Source organism: Bradyrhizobium sp. 14AA, assembly GCF_054185205.1.
Genome location: NZ_JAVAYM010000012.1, coordinates 79352 through 96203, shown reverse-complemented (window position 1 = coordinate 96203; position 16852 = coordinate 79352). Strand labels below are relative to the sequence as shown.

General features: G+C 61.7%; 11 protein-coding genes and 1 pseudogene. 6 read left to right on the top strand and 6 right to left on the bottom strand.

The window, feature by feature from the left end; translation table 11 throughout:
• Positions 1–6: 6 nt before the first annotated feature.
• Positions 7–1233, bottom strand: a complete 1227-nt coding sequence (locus RAD15_RS22000; protein ID WP_458180272.1) for an acyl-CoA dehydrogenase family protein — start codon at positions 1231–1233, stop codon at positions 7–9.
• A gap of 241 nt (positions 1234–1474) precedes the next feature.
• Between RAD15_RS22000 and RAD15_RS21995 the strand changes: the two genes are divergently transcribed.
• From RAD15_RS21995 to RAD15_RS21975, 5 genes and pseudogenes are all read left to right on the top strand, one after another.
• Positions 1475–1744, top strand: coding sequence for a phosphopantetheine-binding protein (locus RAD15_RS21995; protein ID WP_458180271.1), 270 nt, complete (start codon positions 1475–1477; stop codon positions 1742–1744).
• 60 nt (positions 1745–1804) lie between these two features.
• Positions 1805–3658 carry a long-chain-acyl-CoA synthetase gene (locus RAD15_RS21990; RefSeq protein WP_458180425.1) on the top strand — a complete coding sequence of 618 codons (1854 nt, stop codon included), beginning with the start codon at positions 1805–1807 and terminating at the stop codon, positions 3656–3658.
• Between the two features lie 35 nt (positions 3659–3693).
• Positions 3694–3939, top strand: a complete 246-nt coding sequence (locus RAD15_RS21985; protein ID WP_458180270.1) for an acyl carrier protein — start codon at positions 3694–3696, stop codon at positions 3937–3939.
• Positions 3926–5305 (top strand): ANL family adenylate-forming protein, encoded by a 1380-nt coding sequence (locus tag RAD15_RS21980; RefSeq protein WP_458180269.1) that lies wholly within the window; start codon positions 3926–3928, stop codon positions 5303–5305. The genes RAD15_RS21985 and RAD15_RS21980 overlap by 14 nt, the downstream gene beginning before the upstream one ends.
• Before the next feature lie 59 nt (positions 5306–5364).
• Positions 5365–5454, top strand: a pseudogene (locus tag RAD15_RS21975) (SDR family NAD(P)-dependent oxidoreductase); the annotation flags it as partial.
• 602 nt (positions 5455–6056) lie between these two features.
• On the opposite strand, the gene RAD15_RS21970 reads toward RAD15_RS21975, so the two are convergent.
• Positions 6057–6764, bottom strand: coding sequence for a LuxR C-terminal-related transcriptional regulator (locus RAD15_RS21970; RefSeq protein WP_458180268.1), 708 nt, complete (start codon positions 6762–6764; stop codon positions 6057–6059).
• Between the two features lie 708 nt (positions 6765–7472).
• Here RAD15_RS21970 and RAD15_RS21965 point away from each other — a divergent pair.
• A complete protein-coding gene (locus tag RAD15_RS21965; RefSeq protein WP_458180266.1) occupies positions 7473–8366 on the top strand; it encodes a LuxR C-terminal-related transcriptional regulator in 894 nt (297 codons plus the stop codon).
• A gap of 178 nt (positions 8367–8544) precedes the next feature.
• On the opposite strand, the gene RAD15_RS21960 is transcribed toward RAD15_RS21965, so the two are convergent.
• The 4 genes from RAD15_RS21960 to galE form a co-directional block, all read right to left on the bottom strand.
• On the bottom strand, positions 8545–9969 hold the full coding sequence (locus RAD15_RS21960; RefSeq protein WP_458180265.1) for an HlyD family type I secretion periplasmic adaptor subunit: 1425 nt from the start codon (positions 9967–9969) through the stop codon (positions 8545–8547).
• On the bottom strand, positions 9956–12604 hold the full coding sequence (locus tag RAD15_RS21955; protein ID WP_458180264.1) for a type I secretion system permease/ATPase: 2649 nt from the start codon (positions 12602–12604) through the stop codon (positions 9956–9958). The genes RAD15_RS21960 and RAD15_RS21955 overlap by 14 nt, the downstream gene beginning before the upstream one ends.
• Positions 12605–12713: 109 nt before the next feature.
• Positions 12714–15044: a family 16 glycosylhydrolase gene (locus RAD15_RS21950; protein WP_458180263.1), complete on the bottom strand. Its 2331-nt coding sequence runs from the start codon at positions 15042–15044 to the stop codon at positions 12714–12716.
• A 676-nt stretch (positions 15045–15720) separates the two neighbouring features.
• Positions 15721–16827: a UDP-glucose 4-epimerase GalE gene (gene galE, locus RAD15_RS21945; RefSeq protein ID WP_458180424.1), complete on the bottom strand. Its 1107-nt coding sequence runs from the start codon at positions 16825–16827 to the stop codon at positions 15721–15723.
• Positions 16828–16852 lie beyond the last annotated feature (25 nt).

Here is a 16852-nt window from a genome sequence, read left to right as displayed (position 1 = left end):
AAAACATCAATCGCACAGAGAGTCTGGAACCGCGCTCATCAGCGTGGCGGTGCCCATGCTGGCGAGAATGCGATCGTTGTTGATCATGATTGGAGCGGAAAGCACATCACGCAGGTGGCGGCCGATACTTACGTCGGTGTCGTTGCGATACCCGGACAGGCCGCAAGTGCGCATCGCGTGCATGACTGCCGCAACCGCAAGCTCGGAAGCTTCCACCTTGAGAAGATTGATCGAAGACTGGAAGTCGACGGACGACAGCGCGCGTACGTCCCGTTCGCGAGATTCATAGAACTTGAGATTTGCGGCGATGATGGCACGCAATTTCGTCAGGGTCATCTTGGCGGAGGTGAAGTGCGCCGCGCCAGGAGGCATGTTGCCGCCCGCCCCGCGGGCGGCTTTGCGAATGAAGAGCTGCGCTCGGTCCACCGCCGCAGCCGCGATTCCCGCCCAGACCGAGGACCAGCACAGATGGGCGACGGGCGTCATCGTCTGCGCATGGATCTTTTCGTATGCCACGGGGAATATCTGGTCCGCAGCTCCCTTGAAATTCAGCTTGAAGCCGGCACTGCAGGTCCCACGCATGCCGAGTGTCTCCCACGAGAGGGTGCGCTCCAGCGTATATTCGTCACGGGTGATGGCCAGCAGCACTTGATCGGATCCGGCGGCAGCGTCGGAACGGCGAGCAACGGTGATGATGCCGTCCGCCTCGGCGCCGTACGAAATCACCGTCGCGTCGCGCACCAGCGAAATCTCGGTGCCGGCGTGCTCCACTGCGGCCGAGCTGAAGCGTATGTTTCCGCCATTCTGGCCTTCCGTTGTCGACGATGCCAGCAGCAGCTGCTCGGCAGCCACGCGGCGCATGAGACTCTCGTGCCAGCCGCTGCCCGTGCCGTGGCGAACGAGGCATGCGACCTTGGTCTGATGCATCGCGAAGATCATCCCGACCGAAGCGCAGGCACGGCCGAGCGCGTAACACATATCGGCCACCTCGGAGATGGACGCACCGCCTCCGCCGAATTCGATCGGAATTTGAGCTCCCAGAAGTCTCTCCTTGCGCGCCGCGGCGATCGCCTTCCGAGGGAAGCACGCCTCGCGATCGACCGTCTCCGCCTCCGCCGCAGCGACCTCCGCGACAGTTGCCGTTCGCTGCTGGAAGGAGGAGCCGTCGGGAGAGAATGCTATTCGGCCAATTTCGGTGGCGACGTTACGGAACTGGACTTCCTGGACAGTCATGGGCCAGAGCCTCCCGTTTCATGCTTCTCTAATTGGACGATGCGAGCCAGATCGAGATGAAATTCCGATCAAAATCGAGAACTAGCCCACTTCCGCTGCCGCGTCGTTGGCGCAGAAGTGGGTGTCAAGAAACATCCGCTCCCGGGCGAGGTACCTCCGAAGCAGAGCTATTGGCCGGAGGAACAGTTGGGTATCGTCCCACCGAATGATCACGCCTGGCCGCGGCAGGAGACCGGCTGAAATGCACAACTTCGCCGTCAACGTTCAGAACCGCGTTCTATCGGTCGTCAGGAGCGTGCTCCAGCAGAACGCGATCATCGCCGATGTCCACCCGGAGTCGCGACTCGTGGACATTGGACTGACCTCGATGGGCATGGTCGAGTTGATGCTCAAGGTCGAAGCCGAGTTCGATCTCATCCTTCCTCAATTCGAGATCACGCCCGAGAACTTTCAATCGGTGAAGGCGATCGAGGGGATGATTGTCAATCAGATCGGATCCGGGTCGGGATGAAGCAAGTTGAACAGAGGTCGTGCTTCGAACAACAAGGCAGATCGCATCGAGCGGGTGCGCATGGACGCCGATACAGCGCACGCGCATAGCTTCGCCCCGAGGGACGCCTTGATCCAGCCCGCGATCAGACGCGCCGCTGCGCCGTGCGGACGCTCCGCCGCCAAGACTTGGCTGCAAGCCATCGCAATAACCGCACGGCTCGAAGGCCAGCCGCATCGGTTGTTCGCGGACATCGTGGAGGATTGGGCAAGGCGTCAATCCGGCCGACCCGCCCTGCTCTCGGATGGCCAGTCCTTCACCTATGGAGAACTCGCCGACCGGATCAACCGGTATGCGCGTTGGGCGCGGGACATCGGCCTCCATGCCGGCCGCACCGTCTGCCTGCTGATGCCGAACCGGCCGGACTACCTCGCATGCTGGCTGGGTATCAGCAGCGTTGGCGGGACAGTGGCACTGATCAATACCAGGCTGGTCGGTCCCTCGCTCGCGCACTGTATCGACGTCGCTCAGGCCGATCACCTCATTCTCGCTGCCGACTGCGTGGATGCGTTCGAGAGCGCGCGCCCTCACCTGCACCGCGTGCCGCAACGTTGGAACCTCGGCTCAGGCGATCCAGGCGGCGATCTGGATGCGGCGCTCGCCGCCTTCGAGCCGCGCCCCCTGTCCTCCGCCGAACGGGGCGACGTCACGATCGATGAACGTGCGCTCCTGATCTACACCTCGGGCACCACGGGTCTGCCGAAGGCGGCGAACGTTAGTCATCGCCGCGTTCTCGCCTGGGGCGGCTGGTTTGCCGGACTGACGGACGCGTCGACAGAGGATCGTCTCTACGATTGCCTGCCGCTCCATCACTCCGTGGGCGGTGTCGCGGCCCCCTGCAGCATGCTCTGTGCGGGCGGTTCGGTCGCGATCGCCGAGAAATTCTCCTCTGGCAGATTCTGGGACGATGTCGCGCGTTTCGACTGCACTATCTTCCAGTATATTGGCGAGCTCTGCCGCTACTTGCTGAAGGCGCCAGCATCTGAAGAAGAGTCGCGACACCGGTTGAGGCTGGCTGTCGGCAACGGATTGCGCGGCGATATCTGGGAGACCTTCGCCGACCGCTTTGCAATTCCGCAGATTCTCGAATTCTATGCCGCAACGGAAGGCAATTTTTCGTTGTTCAACATCGACGGAAAACCGGGCGCGATCGGCCGGATCCCGCCGGTTCTGGCGCATCGGTTTCCCGCCTCGATCGTCAAAGTTGACACCGATAGCGGCAGCCCGGTCCGGAACTCCGACGGGCTTTGCATCGCCTGCGCCTCCGGCGAGACCGGCGAGGCAATCGGACGCATCAGCAGCGCCGATTGCGACGGGCGGCCCTTCGAGGGCTACACAGATCTCGCCGAGACCAGGAAAAAGATTCTGCGCGACGTCTTCTCGGTGGGTGACGCCTGGTTCCGCACCGGCGATCTCATGATGCGCGACGCACAAGGCTACTTGCACTTCATCGACCGCGTCGGTGACACCTTCCGCTGGAAGGGAGAGAATGTCGCGACCAGCGAAGTGAACGATGCAATCACGGGCTGTCCCGGCATTCTCGACGCCTCGACTTATGGAGTCGCCGTGTCTGGGGCCGACGGCCGCGCCGGCATGGCGGCCCTGGTGGTGGACCAGGACTTCGATTTCGGATTATTCAGCGAACAGCTTTCCCATCAGCTCCCGCCTTATGCAATTCCAGCCTTCGTCAGATTGTGCCGGGCGCTGGATACGACTGACACCTTCAGGAAGAAGAAGCAGCTGCTGATCCGCGAGGGATTCGATCCTTCGGTCGTGGATGATCCGCTATTCGTGCGCGATCCGGTGACTGGTGACTATCGTTCGATCGACTCGGCCGTCTACGCGCGCATCGTTGAGGGCGCAATCAGGCTCTAACATCGTCTCGGAAGTCGAAATGTGAGGTTTGTACCATGTCGATCAAAGCAAGGATCTTCTCCGCGATGGAGCAGATCGCCGAAGAGCAGAAAGTCACGCTTCCGCCGCTTGTCGATGAGTTGTCCTTAAACGAAACCGGGTTCGATTCGCTGGCCTTCGCCATCCTGGTTGCCCGACTGGAGGACGAGCTCGGTGTCGACCCCTTCACCGTTGCCGAGGACGCAGCCTTCCCGTCTACCGTCGGTGAATTTGTCAGAGCCTACGAGAATGTCCCCGCCTGACATCATCGCGCTACGTCACTATCGCGGCGAGGGAAAAGATCGCACGATTTCCGATGCCCGGCAAAGTGTATCTCTGACGGACACGGTCGAGTACAGCTGCCTGATTGGCGGTCCCTGCCAGCTGTCCGGCCGCTCGGTGCTGCTCGCCACGTCGAGACAGTTGCTGTCCGCACTAGCCATGATCGAGCTCGACGGCGTCGCCCGTCGCATGCTCCTATGCCCGCCCGACGTCGATTGGGAGCGCCTGCCGATCCTTGTGGAGCAGGCTGGAATCGATGCCATCGTCACCGACCGGCCGGTATCCGAACGCGGTGCCGGAAAATGCACGGTTGTCGGCATCGACCTGCCCGTTCGGAAGGGCCCGAGATCGAAGGTCGACCATGCGACCGAATGGTTGATGCTGACCTCGGGGACGTCGGGGCTGCCGAAGATCGTCCGACATACGCTCGATGGACTGGCCGGCGCGATCATCGCCGACGGGCCGGCGCGCTACCGCGACGCCACGTGGGCGACATTCTACGACATTCGCCGCTATGGCGGCCTGCAAATCTTCTTGCGAGCCGTGATCGGCGGCGGATCGATGGTGCTGTCCGAGCCGGGGGAAACCGTCGCGGCGCATGTGGCGCGGCTACGCATGGGCGGCGTCACCCACATCTCCGGAACGCCGTCGCACTGGCGCAAGCTCCTGATGAGCGGAGCCTCCGCCGACTTCTCGCCGGACTATATCCGCTTGTCCGGCGAAATCGCCGATCAGGCGGTGCTCGACGGCTTGGCTCAGGCATTTCCGCATGCGTCGATCGGGCACGCCTATGCATCGACCGAAGCTGGCGTCGGTTTCAGTGTGGACGACGGGCGGGAGGGTTTTCCTGCCGACCTGATCGGACATCGCAACGGCGTCGAGATGAAGGTAGTCGACGGCTCGCTGCGGATCCGCTCCAAGCGTACCGCGCGCGCCTATGTCGGGGCGGATGCGCCGCCGCTCGTTGACGCCGAGGGCTTCGTCGATACCGGCGACATTGTCGAGTTGCGCGGCGAACGATATCACTTCGTCGGGCGACGAGGCGGCATCATCAACATCGGCGGCTTGAAGGTGCATCCGGAGGACGTGGAGGCAGCGATCAACCGGCACGCATCCGTTCGGATGGCGCGCGCGCGATCTCGCAGAAGCCCGATTACGGGTGCCATTGTGGTCGCCGATGTCGTCCTCGCGGACGGCACCGATGAGAACCGCCACGAGACGATCCGCGCCGAGATTTTCAGCCTGTGCAGGGATCACCTCGCAGCATGGAAGGTGCCCGCGGTGATCCGTTTCGTCGAACGGCTAGAGCTCACCGCGGCGGGAAAACTGGCACGCACCGATGCATAACGTCCTTCTCACAGGCGGCAGCAGAGGGCCTCGACCGGCTACAGCGGCCTGTCCGTATAGTCGCTTCCGTAGTCGAATATCTTCTTGGTGAGGGTGGCCGGAACATCACCGGCACCATGGTGACCGTCGGCGCGGGCAACACCGCCTGAACCGGCACCAGGGGGCCTCATACGTGATGACGAAGAATTATCCGTCGCCAATCGCGCTCCAACTTCCATGTCCTCGACGGTGCGGCGAAATTCGAGGGACATCGGGATGCGTCTGCGCAATTTCGTCCCAACCGTGGAGATGCGATTCTGCTTGCTGGCCGAGAAGAGAGAACGGCCCTGATCGCAGGGGGGGCAGGCAGGAAGGACCAGGGCCGCCGCTCCGAATGTGCCGAAACCCAGTGGCACACCTCTGCGATGAACTGGAGCCGTTCGCTACGGACCGCGACTATACTCTACCTGACAACGGCCAAACCGCGATCGACCCAGAGCCGCAGATGTTCATGAGAGCACTTTCCTCCCGATACGCGGACTGCGATTCCGGATCAGTGGCCCGTCCTGACGGACTACCCACTAAGCTTCCCGCACATCTCCTGGTCAATCGAGTCGCGCGAAATCGGCGTTTAGGCGCGGCTGAGCATGCCTTCAAGAAAGCCGGCGATGCGCGACTATCGACAATCCCCGGCCGATGCCGGGGCAATTGATAGAAATGGCCCGCCATTGCGCTAGGGCCACCAGCCGGAATCGCGGAGCGTGCGGCTCTCTCAGCACTCTTCGCGCGTCGGACTACCCCCGGGATGCGCAGTCTTCTCCCGGGGAGCGGCCGCACGATCATGTTGCGCGATGGCAAGGGCCGCGAGCACCGTCCGATTACTGATTTCAAGCTTTTGAAAGATGCTGTGAAGATGCTGTTTGATGGTGCCTTCGGCAATGTTTAACCGCCGCCCGATTTCCTTGTTCGACAAACCTTCTGAGACCAGACGCATGATCTGACGCTCTCGGTCCGTCAGCATTGTCAATGCATCGTCCAGATTCTCGGGCCGCCCCTGCGATGGGATCAAGTCGGATGATGTCGCCGGCAGTAGGCTGTGGCCATTGGCTATGTGCTGCAAGGATTGCACCAGCGCTTCCGGCTCTGTGTCCTTCAGGACGATGCTGCACGTTACGGGCGCGGCCTCCAACAACGGCGCGCAATCTTCACTCGAAGCAAAAAGGACCAGATGTGTCGCACGAGCTTCTGCCGAACGATTTTCTGAAGTGACGGTCAAAAAAACCAACAGCGCGCCGAATTCGGGCATCGCCGGATCGACGATCGCGATATCTGGGGCGAAGTTACGAATTGCCTCGATGCAACTTGCAGCGTCTCTGCAAGATGCAACAATTCTAAAGTCAGTCAGGGCGCCGATGACGTTGCTCAGCCCCTGCAAGACGACCGGATGCCGGTCCGCAATAACTACCCTGGTACGTCGCATTGGGCGCTCCTCGCGGGACGCCCCCCCGAGTCCAACGCCATGAACCTGCTGCTCTTTCCATTTTTAGGGGCAGCATCATTCGAAATTTCTCCTGACACAAGCGATGTCGATGCCGCAATGCAATAAGAAGGCAATTTGACGCGCTTCTCTGCTTGCTTTTCGGCTCCCGCGCCACAATTTGCGACCTGGGTGCCCCGAAAGAACCGCGTGACCCATCGAGATGAACGACCACGGCGCAAGCCGCAATGCGCGCACAGCCGCGAATTCCCTCGACGTCAGATATAGACCGTGCCGTTAACTCACCCCCAGGCTGCGTCGCGCAACGCGGCATGGCAGGCGATAGCCCAGTTCTTCACCCTCGAATATGCATGATCATCTAATTCGCGCAGAGACTGCGCCAGAATGCGGCTTCGGCTCACCGCATTCGCTGGGACATGCCCCCGCGCCTATAACGAACGATATATAGGGCGATCAGCAATTCGCAATTAACATTCCTAAAAGCTTCAACAATATGGAGCGATCAAAACCGATGACGTTCGGGTACGGGAGGCTCCACTCGGAGTAACTCGATATAATAGTGGAAGTCTGCAGGCCGAGCGAAAACGACCAACCACCAAACAACGACCAACCAAAGAAAGGCTGGTCATTCTTTATGAGATTGAATCGAGTTGCGTTTCTGTTGTGTCATTGCGTCGGCTGGAGGACAACATGAGGAGGCGTCAATCTTACGGAGTGGTTCTTATCGGAAAGAGCGTTTTGATCCGAGAAGGTATTGCCAGAATTCTGCACGCCGCAAATTTTCGCATGCCGATATCGGCCTCGTGCCCGGAGGAGTTGCCAAGCTCGCTTCAAGCTAAGCAACTGATGTTCCTCATCGTGCACACCGGCGACAATTTTGATCTTGCGGTATCGGAAATCGGATATTTGAAAGATCGGTATCCCGACGCGCCCATTGCGATCGTGTCGGACGATTATCGGCCAGTCGAGCTTGCCTCCGCATTTCGCGCGGGTGCCAGCGGTTACTTCGTCAACGTCAATTCGTGCGACGCCTTCATCAAATCGGTCGAACTCGTGACAATGGGTGAGACGGTCTTCCCGCCTGCATTCCTGTCGTTCGCGCTCGACGGCAATCGCGAACGCGAAACGACGGAGCGCTGCCAAAACGGGCATGCGCTCTTTGTCGCTCAGGAGGATGCGATCTTGCCGCAGCTCTCTCCACGCGAAAAGGCAATTCTCTCCTGCCTCATCGAAGGCGATTCCAACAAGAGCATTGCTCGAAAGATCGATATTGCCGAGGCCACCGTGAAGGTCCACGTCAAGGCGATCCTGCGGAAGATACGGGTTCAAAACCGGACGCAGGCAGCGATCTGGGGAATGAACCATGGATCGCAGGTGCGAGCCGCAAATGACCACGTGCCGGCGGGCGTTCATGCCGGCGCTAGTGTCGTCAAGCCTCTCGGGGCGATCCCCGAACCGGAGCATCTCAACGAGACCGCTGCCTTGGTCCGCCCGTCAAGTCACGTCGCGGCTCCTCCTGTCGACGGTCTCCTCCACAAGGGGACGGCCCGAGGAACGGGCGCAGCGGTACGGCTGTACAAATAGCCGAACGGCCGGCAGACGATTGCAGTCAGCGAGTTGTCGCATCGCGGCGACATGTTCGTCGACTTCACGACAGTCGCCCCGGCGGGATTTTGCGCCTGCTCGCGTGAACGCGACGTGGGGTACGACGGTCTCCTCGGAACGCACGGAGCAACTGGCGCTGCGGGAGTTGCGCCTTGTCCTAACGCTCCCGCAACGCCTCCTGCTTGTATCTCGCCAGCGGCGAGAGAAGATAGCTGATGATCCTGCGCGAGCCGGTTTTGATCTCCACCGTCACCGCCATGCCGGGGCCGAGCTTGACGAGCTTGTCCTCCACCTGCATATGCGTGCGATCGAGCGAAATGCGCGCCGCATATTCCAGCTCCTGGCCTTTCGGCTCGCTGCTGCCCTGCGCGGTCCCCGACGCGCGGTCGTTCGATCCGCCCTGCCTGTCGCGCGTGATGGCATCCGTCGACACGCTGAGCACATCCCCATGCAGCAGCCCATAGCGCGTGAAGTTGAACGTATCGATCTTGGTCTCCGCCTTCTGTCCGGGATGGACAAACCCGATATCACGGTTGGAGAGCATGGCCTCGATCTCGAGTTGACTCTCGCTCGGGACCACGATCGCCAGCGCCTGCGCCGGCGTCACCACTCCCCCCACCGTGTGAACGGCGAGCTGCTGCACGACGCCGTCAACCGGCGCGGTCAGATGCTGGAGCTTGGTGCGCCGCTCCGCCTTGACTACTTCCTGCGCAGCGCTTGCCGCCTTCTGCTCGGCTTTCGCGAGTGCGTCATAGGTCGTGCGCCGATACTCCGCGGCGGTTCTCTCTTTCGTTTCCTTCAGCAAGGCGATTGCGGCGTCGGCTTCGCGGAGTCGGCTCTGCTGGAGGACCAGATCTTGCTGAAGGCCGACCAGTTCCTGATACTCGGAGAGATAGACGACCTTCGAAGCCAGGGCCTTGTCGACCAGATTCTTGCGAATGTCGACCCGCTCCTGGAGCACCGGTATCGTCGCCTGCAGCTTCGCCACGCTCGCCGAGGTGGTCGCCCGCTCCGCTTCCTTCTGGCCCTGCTGACGCTCGATCTCCGCGAGCTTGGCGCTCTGTTCCGCGCGCTGGCTGATCAGAAACTGGCGATGCATCTCGATCTCCGCGGCACTTGCGCCCTGCGGTGATCGGAAGGCGGCAAGCGGATCGTCAGCCAGCGCTGCACGCAGCCTCGCGACGTCGAGCTCGGCCGCGACGAGATCGCTTCTCTGGCGCTCCTGATCGGCTTCCGTCATCGTTGGGTCGAGCTCGATCAGGACGTCGCCGGCCTTGACGCTCTGACCGTCGCGTACATGGATCGCGCGAACAACGCCCGTCTCGAACGGCTGGATCAGCTTGGTGCGCCCGCCAGGCACGATTTTTCCGGTCGCAGTGGCGACGATATCGACGCTGCCCAGAGATGCCCACAACAACGCGACGCAAAACACCGCGATGATGCTCGCCCCGATCGCGCGACCGATCGGAGACGGCGGAGATTCGGTGATCTCGAGCGCCGCGGGCAGAAATGCAATCTCATGCTCGCGCCGCCGAACCTCGGCTCTCGGAAACGGAACGATATTTCGACTAGCGGACGTCATGGATGCCGGCCTGCAGGTAGTGGAGGTTTGCGTAACGTCCGTTCGAACGGATCAGCTCGTCATGGCTGCCGTCCTCGACGATTCGGCCGTGCTCGAGCGTGATGATCCGGTTCGCATTGCGCACGGTCGAGAGCCGGTGAGCGATGACGAACACAGTCCGGCCCGCGGCAATCCGTCTCATGTTCTGCTGGATGGCGCGCTCACTTTCGTAGTCAAGCGCGCTGGTCGCCTCATCGAGGATAAGGATGCGCGGGTTGGTAATGAGTGCCCGAGCGATCGCAACGCGCTGGCGCTGCCCGCCGGATAAACTGCTGCCGCGTTCGCCCACGATGGTATCGTAGCCCTCCGGCAGCTCCAGGATGAAGTCGTGAGCGCCGGCGAGCGAGGCCGCCTCGATGACGCGCTCCATGGGCATGGCCGGGTCGGCGAGCGCAATGTTCTCGCGAATCGAGCGGTTGAACAGCACGTTCTCCTGCAAGACCACGCCGATCTGGCGCCGAAGCCAGGTCAGGTCGACCGTTGCGAGGTCAACGCCGTCGACCAGCACGCGTCCGCTCTCCGGCACGTAGAGCCGCTGGATCAGCTTGCCGATCGTGCTCTTGCCCGAGCCCGAAGAGCCCACGATACCGATGACCTGGCCGGGTTCGACGCCGAAGGACACATTGTGCAGCACCTCGGGCCCATCGGCGCGATAGCGGAAGGTCGCGTGGTCGAATACGACCTTGCCGCGGATCGCCGGTAGCGCGGCGCGAGCCGAACTGAAGCTTGGCTCCGGAATGGTGTTGAGAATGTCGCCGAGGCGATCGACCGACAGCCGGGCCTGATGGAAATCCTGCCAGATCTGCGCGAGCCGAAGCACCGGCATGCTCACTCGCGCCGCCAACATGTTGAACGCGACCAGCTCGCCGACGGTCAGGTCGCCGCCGATTACGAACCTGGCGCCGAAGTAGAGCGTTGCGGCCGTGACCAGCTTGTTGATCATCTGGACCGCTTGGCTCGCCATATTGTTCAGGCTGAGTACGCGGAAGCTCGCCCCCACATAGCCGGCGAGTTGCTCCTCCCAGCGGCGTTGCATCTGCGGCTCGACCGCCATCGCCTTCAGGGTCTCGACGCCCGTGACGCTCTCGACCAGGAAGGCCTGGTTCTCCGAGCCCCGATTGAACTTCTCATCGAGGCGGCGGCGAAACAGCGGCGCGGCGCCGGCGGAGATTCCGATGTAGAACGGGAATGAGGCCAGAACGATCAGCGTCAACGGTGTCGAATAGTAGAACATCACCGCAAGGAAGACGACGGTGAACAGGAGATCGACGACAAGCGTGAGCGCCGAGCTCGTCAGGAACTGACGGATGTTCTCGAGCTCGCGAACGCGAGCGACCGAGTCGCCAACGCGGCGTGTCTGAAAATAGGCGATCGGCAGTGCCATCAGGTGACGAAACAGCCGGGCGCCGAGCTCGACGTCGATGCGGTTCGTCGTGTGCGCGAACAGATGGACGCGCAACGTGCCGAGAACGGTCTCGAACAAGGTCAACGCGACGAGGCCCGCGACCAGGACGTCGAGCGTGCTGATGCTTCGATGCACCAGCACCTTGTCGATGACGACCTGGAAAAACAGCGGGGCGACGAGGGCAAAGACCTGAAGGAAGAACGACGCGATCAGCACTTCGCCGAGAAGGCGTCGATACTTGTGGACCGCCCCGAGAAACCAGCCGATATCGAATCGCCTGGAGAGATCCGTCAGGGCCGCACGTCGGGTCATCAGGATGATGTCGCCGTCCCAGATGGCCTCCAGTTCGGCCTGCGTCATCGCTTCAGGACGGGAAGACAATGGACGCTGGACAAGAAGCTTGTCGTCGATGACTTTGCCCAGGATCAGGAAGCTGCCATCGCGCAGGGCTGCGATGGCCGGCAACGGCGTGACGGCGAGCCTGTTCCAGCTCGACCGCTGTGCCCGGGCCTTGAGGCCGAACTCCCTGGTGCAACGCAGGATTTCGGTCACGCCGATACGCGACGCGCCCATGCGATGGCGAATTTGCTCCGGGTCGGCCGCAATGCCATGGCAACGCAGCAATATCGCCATTGCAATCAGCGCCGATTCATCGCCATCCGCCGGCTCGGAGCCTGGCTCCTGGACCGGCATCTGGCGACGATTGAAGGGATATGCGCGCGCAAGGACGCCACCGGCACGGCCGGCCAGATCGCGCCCGTGCGCGATCAGACCGGAAAATGCATGTTGCGCCCGGCCGACGAGGCTTTGAGATCCGCTCAGGATCAGGCGGCCGTCCCAGATCTCTTCAAATTCCGCGCGCGGCATCAACTTCGGATGTGGCGAGGTCGGATGCAGCACAAGCGCCGCGTCATCCTCGACCTTCCCGAGCAACAGGAAGCCGCCATCACGCAGCCCTGCGATTCCGGGAAGGCTGATGCCTGCGAGCTGTTTCCAATGTGTCGTGCGCGAAGCGACTTTCAATCCGAAATCGCGGGCACAGCGAAGCATCGCATGGATGCCGATTGCGCTGTCTCCGCAACGGTCGCGGAGCTGGTCCGGCTCGGCGTTCACGCCATGAAGGCGCAGGAACAGAGCCAGGGATCGAAGCCCGAGATCTGCGGCATGGGCATTTCCATTCTGGATCGCCATTTTTTACTCAACCCTTCGCGGCTACCGGCCGCGTACGATGTTCCTTCTCATGCATTTCCAAACATTGAGGGTGCCGCACCCAGGCGCTGAGCCTGGGTGCGGCACGGCCTTAGTGTTGCGGTCTGGCCAACAACGTGTCGTGCCCCCAACTGGTCGCCTGCGACACGGCAGCCACGATCTGACCGGGATCCACCTGGCCGGTGTGAGCGGCCAGATACTGGTTCAGCAGCGCAAAGGCCTGGCTTGCAAGCGACGCTACCGTGGTGCCGCTCGCAGACGAATGATCTGCCGCAGCAATCGGATGGGCGGCGGTCGTTGCCAGCGTGCTGGCTGCCGGGTCGAAATGCTGCTGGAGCTGCGCAAAGCCCTGGCTTGCCAGGAACCCCGCGTTTGTAGCGGCCGTCTGCTGATGATCCGTGGACTCGCTCGTCTGCGAGGTCGTCGGAGTCGCGGCCGCCGTAGTCGTTGTGGTCGTGGCCGCCACCGGGCGAGGGTCCGTCACGGTGATGGTCTGCGGCGACGCCGTCGCAACCGCACCGGTCGACGGATCCTTTGCACTTGCCGTCAGCGAAAGTGTCGCAACCGGATGCCCTCCGCCCCTGTAGGTCGAAGTCAGCGTCAGTCCGCTGTCGACCTGCGCGGCCGTCAACGTAATGTCTTTACCCCGGAACGTTTGACCGTCGAGATTGTCGGTGATCGATTCATACCTTGGCAACCCCGTGATGTTCACGGTCACCAGATCGTTGGAATCGGTCGTTGTCACCTTCGTCCCGAGATCGACCGTGCCACCTCTTCCGGCCACCCAGAGCGAGTCATCCGCGATGGTGAGGACAGGCGTAGCCACGGAAGGCGTCGTTGGCGTGGTTGGGGTGGTCGGGGTGGTCGGGGTGGTCGGGGTGGTTGACGTCGGGTCGATCTGCAGACCGGAGAACGTCTTTACGGCGCCAGCGAGATTGGCAGCGACACCGGAGGCGTCCTTGATTGCCGCACCACTCGAGAGGTTGACCCCGGTAATGGCGAGCGCCGAGGTGCTGGTGTTGGTCGAGGCGACCGTGGTCTTGAAGGTGAGCGCGTTCGTGCCCGAACCACCGGCATAAGTGGCCGTACCGCCGTCATTGAGCGACAGCGTCGGCGTGCCCGTCACTGTCACCGCCTCGTTGAAACCGAGTGCCAGCGTGACCGTGTCCCCGACGTGCTCGGTGCCCGTCCCCGGAGTAGCCGTTGCCTGCGTCACCGCCGGCAAGATCGGATCGATCTGGAGGCCGGTGAACGTCTTCACCGCACCCGACAGGTTCGCCGCGACACCGGAGGCATCCTTGATGGCCGCACCGCTCGGAAGATTGACACCGGTGATGGCGAGCGCCGAGGTATTCGTGTCGGTCGTCGCAACCGTGGTCTTGAAGGTGAGCGTGCTCGTGCCTGAACCACCCACATAGGTGGCGACGTTGCCGTCGTTGAGTGACAACGTGGGCGTTCCGGTCACCGTCATGGCTTCGTTGAAGCCAAGCGCGAGCGTAATGACATCGCCGGCATGCTCGATTCCGGTCCCCGGAGTAGCCGTGGCCTGCGTCACCGCCGGCTGGATCGCGGGCGTCGTCGGGGTCGATCCCGGAGTGACGTTCGCACCGGTGACGGTTTCGCCAGTACCAGCCTTTTGATAAAGCTGGATGGAGTCCACCTGCATCTGCGTCGATGACGGATAAGTGCTATCGAGCGTCGAATGCCATCCGGTCGCGTCCGAACTCGCGACGCCATTGTTCATGATCAATTCCATCGGCTCATTCGGAATCACTGTCTGGGCGCTCGTCACCTGCCCGATCTGCTTCCCGTCGAAATACCAGGTGATCGATTTGCCGGGCTGCCAATCGATTGCGTAGGTATGGAAGCCAGCCGAGAGATCGACACCCGTGTCGGTCACGCCGCCGAACGTCCCCGACGGCGTGTGAATGTGCCAGGAGAGGGCCTGGTTTGCCGGCCCCGAACCTTCGGTAAATCCGCCCTCCTGCATGTCGATCTCGAAATTATCGCCGCTGCTGCCAGCGCCTTTGCCCGGCAGCAACCAGAGGGCCGGCCACGCACCATCGCCGCTCGGCGCCTTCATGCTGATTTGGAGGTAGCCGCCATTGAACTCGAAGTTGCCGTAGCTGCTGACCACACCGGAGGTTATCGGGTACGTCTGCCCCTTCGGATCGGTGATGGGCTGTCTGATTGCCGTGAGATCCAGCGATCCATTCGATACCGATACCTGGCTCGGCATATCGTAGTCGGCATAGTAATACCCGCCGAAGCTGCCGCCCGATCCATTGTCATTCCACGCCCAACCGTTGGCGGCGTTGCTCGTGATGTAGGTGTGCCAATAGCTATCGAGCGTCGTTCCGGAGAAGTCATCCTGGAAGACGAGATCGCTCGACGTATAGCCCGCGGGCGCGGAAAGGGTCATTCCGATATCCTCTTGACGTTGATAACAGGGAATTCCACTGCCGCAGCGCGAATGCGCGCGACATACCGCATGCTGGAAAGCTCTGCTTTCCGAGCAGATTTCAAAGCAGTGGGTTTTTGATGTGCCCCCCGACTGCTGGACGCGAGACGGGGGTATTAATCAAACGTGGCGAAAAAAGTTTCGAAATGTGAATTTTGCAGGCGGAACCGGCATACGTAGGTATGCGACGGCCGCTTTTCGGCCCGCGTGGTGCACGGGTTGACCGCACGCAAGCGTTGTCTCTGGATGTTGATGTCGCGGTCGATGCGCACGCGAACTTTCAAGGACGCGAGGCCAGCGCACGCAAGGGCTGAGCCTAGTGCATTGGTGCGCGGAAACTCCGCCGCTTGTGTCGTTGCTGCGGATCGTCAAATTTGAGCTCGGCGACCAGGCGCCAAAGCTGAACCTCGTGGCCGTTCGCTAACCGCCCGGCCCGCTCGGTTGCGGACGCGTCGTCAGGGCAATGAAGATTGACCACGCTCCCCAGTTGGCCGTGTTCGTCGAGAACGAATGCACGATAGTGTGGCATCGCAAGTCCCCATGCGGAGTCCATATTACCTGCAGGCTCGTGCTGCGACGTGGAGATTTGGGGTCATTACGAGCTACCTCCGATGGGCGGTATACAGGCGGACGCGTCTCATGCGGTCCGGCCCCTCGGTGCTCTTCCCCGCATTTCGGCCACAGGCGGTAGGACGTGGCGGACGCGCTTGAATTGCTCAAGAACCTTGGGAAGGTCGCTACAATGATAGCCGTTGGGGTTCTGCAATTGCCAGCGCCAATGGTCCACGCACATTTGCTCCAACGATCGCGTCGATGTCCACCCCAGCACCTCCTTCGCAAAGGTCGGGTCGGCATAGCAGACGGCCACATCACCGGCCCGGCGCTCCACGACCTCATAGGGGATTGATCGCCCGCTTACCTCTTCAAATGTACGAACGACGTCCAGGACGCTGCTGCCGTTACCCGTCCCAAGATTGATCGTGATCAGACCCGGCTGTCTGAGCTGGCGCAAGACGCTCAAATGACCAGCCGCGAGATCCACCACATGAATGAAGTCGCGGATTCCGGTTCCATCAGGCGTGTCGTAGTCGTCTCCCCAGATCTGCAGCTTCTCCCGCCGCCCGATCGCCACCTGCGCCACAAAGGGCAACAGGTTGCTCGGAACACCCAGCGGGTCTTCGCCGACGAGCCCGCTTTCGTGCGCGCCGACGGGATTGAAGTAGCGGAGATTGCCGATACGCCAACTCTGGTCGGACCTGTAGAGATCCTTCAGCATCTCTTCGATGACGAGCTTTGTGCGACCGTACGGATTGGTCGGATCGAGGGGGTGCTTCTCGTCGAGCGGCAGATATCTGGGGACCCCGTAAACGGTGGCGGACGAACTGAATACGAGCGTCTTTACATTCGCCCTCTTCATGGCTGACAGGAGGCGCATCGTTCCCAGGACGTTGTTCTCGTAGTAGGTCATGGGCCTTACACTGGAATCGCCTACCGCCTTCAGCCCTGCAAGGTGAATGACCGCCGTCACTCCACAGGTACGCAGCGTGCCGCAGATCACTTCTTCATTCCGAATATCTGCATGTCTGAAGACGAGCGATCGCCCACAGATTGACTGCACCCGCTCGAGCGAGGCCTTGTTGCTGTTGGAGAGATTGTCGAGGACGACGACGTCGAGCCCGGCATCCAGTAACGCAATGCAGACGTGGGACCCTATAAAGCCGGCACCTCCGGTTACCAGGATCATCTTCATACCTTCCGCGTTCGTCCGA

Bases quoted from the DNA above. Each gene is read 5' to 3' on its own strand.
- RAD15_RS22000 (WP_458180272.1), bottom strand. From the start codon at position 1,233: ATGACTGTCCAGGAAGTCCAGTTCCGTAACGTCGCCACCGAAATTGGC.
- RAD15_RS21995 (WP_458180271.1), top strand. From the start codon at position 1,475: ATGCACAACTTCGCCGTCAACGTTCAGAACCGCGTTCTATCGGTCGTC.
- RAD15_RS21990 (WP_458180425.1), top strand. From the start codon at position 1,805: ATGGACGCCGATACAGCGCACGCGCATAGCTTCGCCCCGAGGGACGCC.
- RAD15_RS21985 (WP_458180270.1), top strand. From the start codon at position 3,694: ATGTCGATCAAAGCAAGGATCTTCTCCGCGATGGAGCAGATCGCCGAA.
- RAD15_RS21980 (WP_458180269.1), top strand. From the start codon at position 3,926: ATGTCCCCGCCTGACATCATCGCGCTACGTCACTATCGCGGCGAGGGA.
- RAD15_RS21970 (WP_458180268.1), bottom strand. From the start codon at position 6,764: ATGCGACGTACCAGGGTAGTTATTGCGGACCGGCATCCGGTCGTCTTG.
- RAD15_RS21965 (WP_458180266.1), top strand. From the start codon at position 7,473: ATGAGGAGGCGTCAATCTTACGGAGTGGTTCTTATCGGAAAGAGCGTT.
- RAD15_RS21960 (WP_458180265.1), bottom strand. From the start codon at position 9,969: ATGACGTCCGCTAGTCGAAATATCGTTCCGTTTCCGAGAGCCGAGGTT.
- RAD15_RS21955 (WP_458180264.1), bottom strand. From the start codon at position 12,604: ATGGCGATCCAGAATGGAAATGCCCATGCCGCAGATCTCGGGCTTCGA.
- RAD15_RS21950 (WP_458180263.1), bottom strand. From the start codon at position 15,044: ATGACCCTTTCCGCGCCCGCGGGCTATACGTCGAGCGATCTCGTCTTC.
- galE (WP_458180424.1), bottom strand. From the start codon at position 16,827: ATGATCCTGGTAACCGGAGGTGCCGGCTTTATAGGGTCCCACGTCTGC.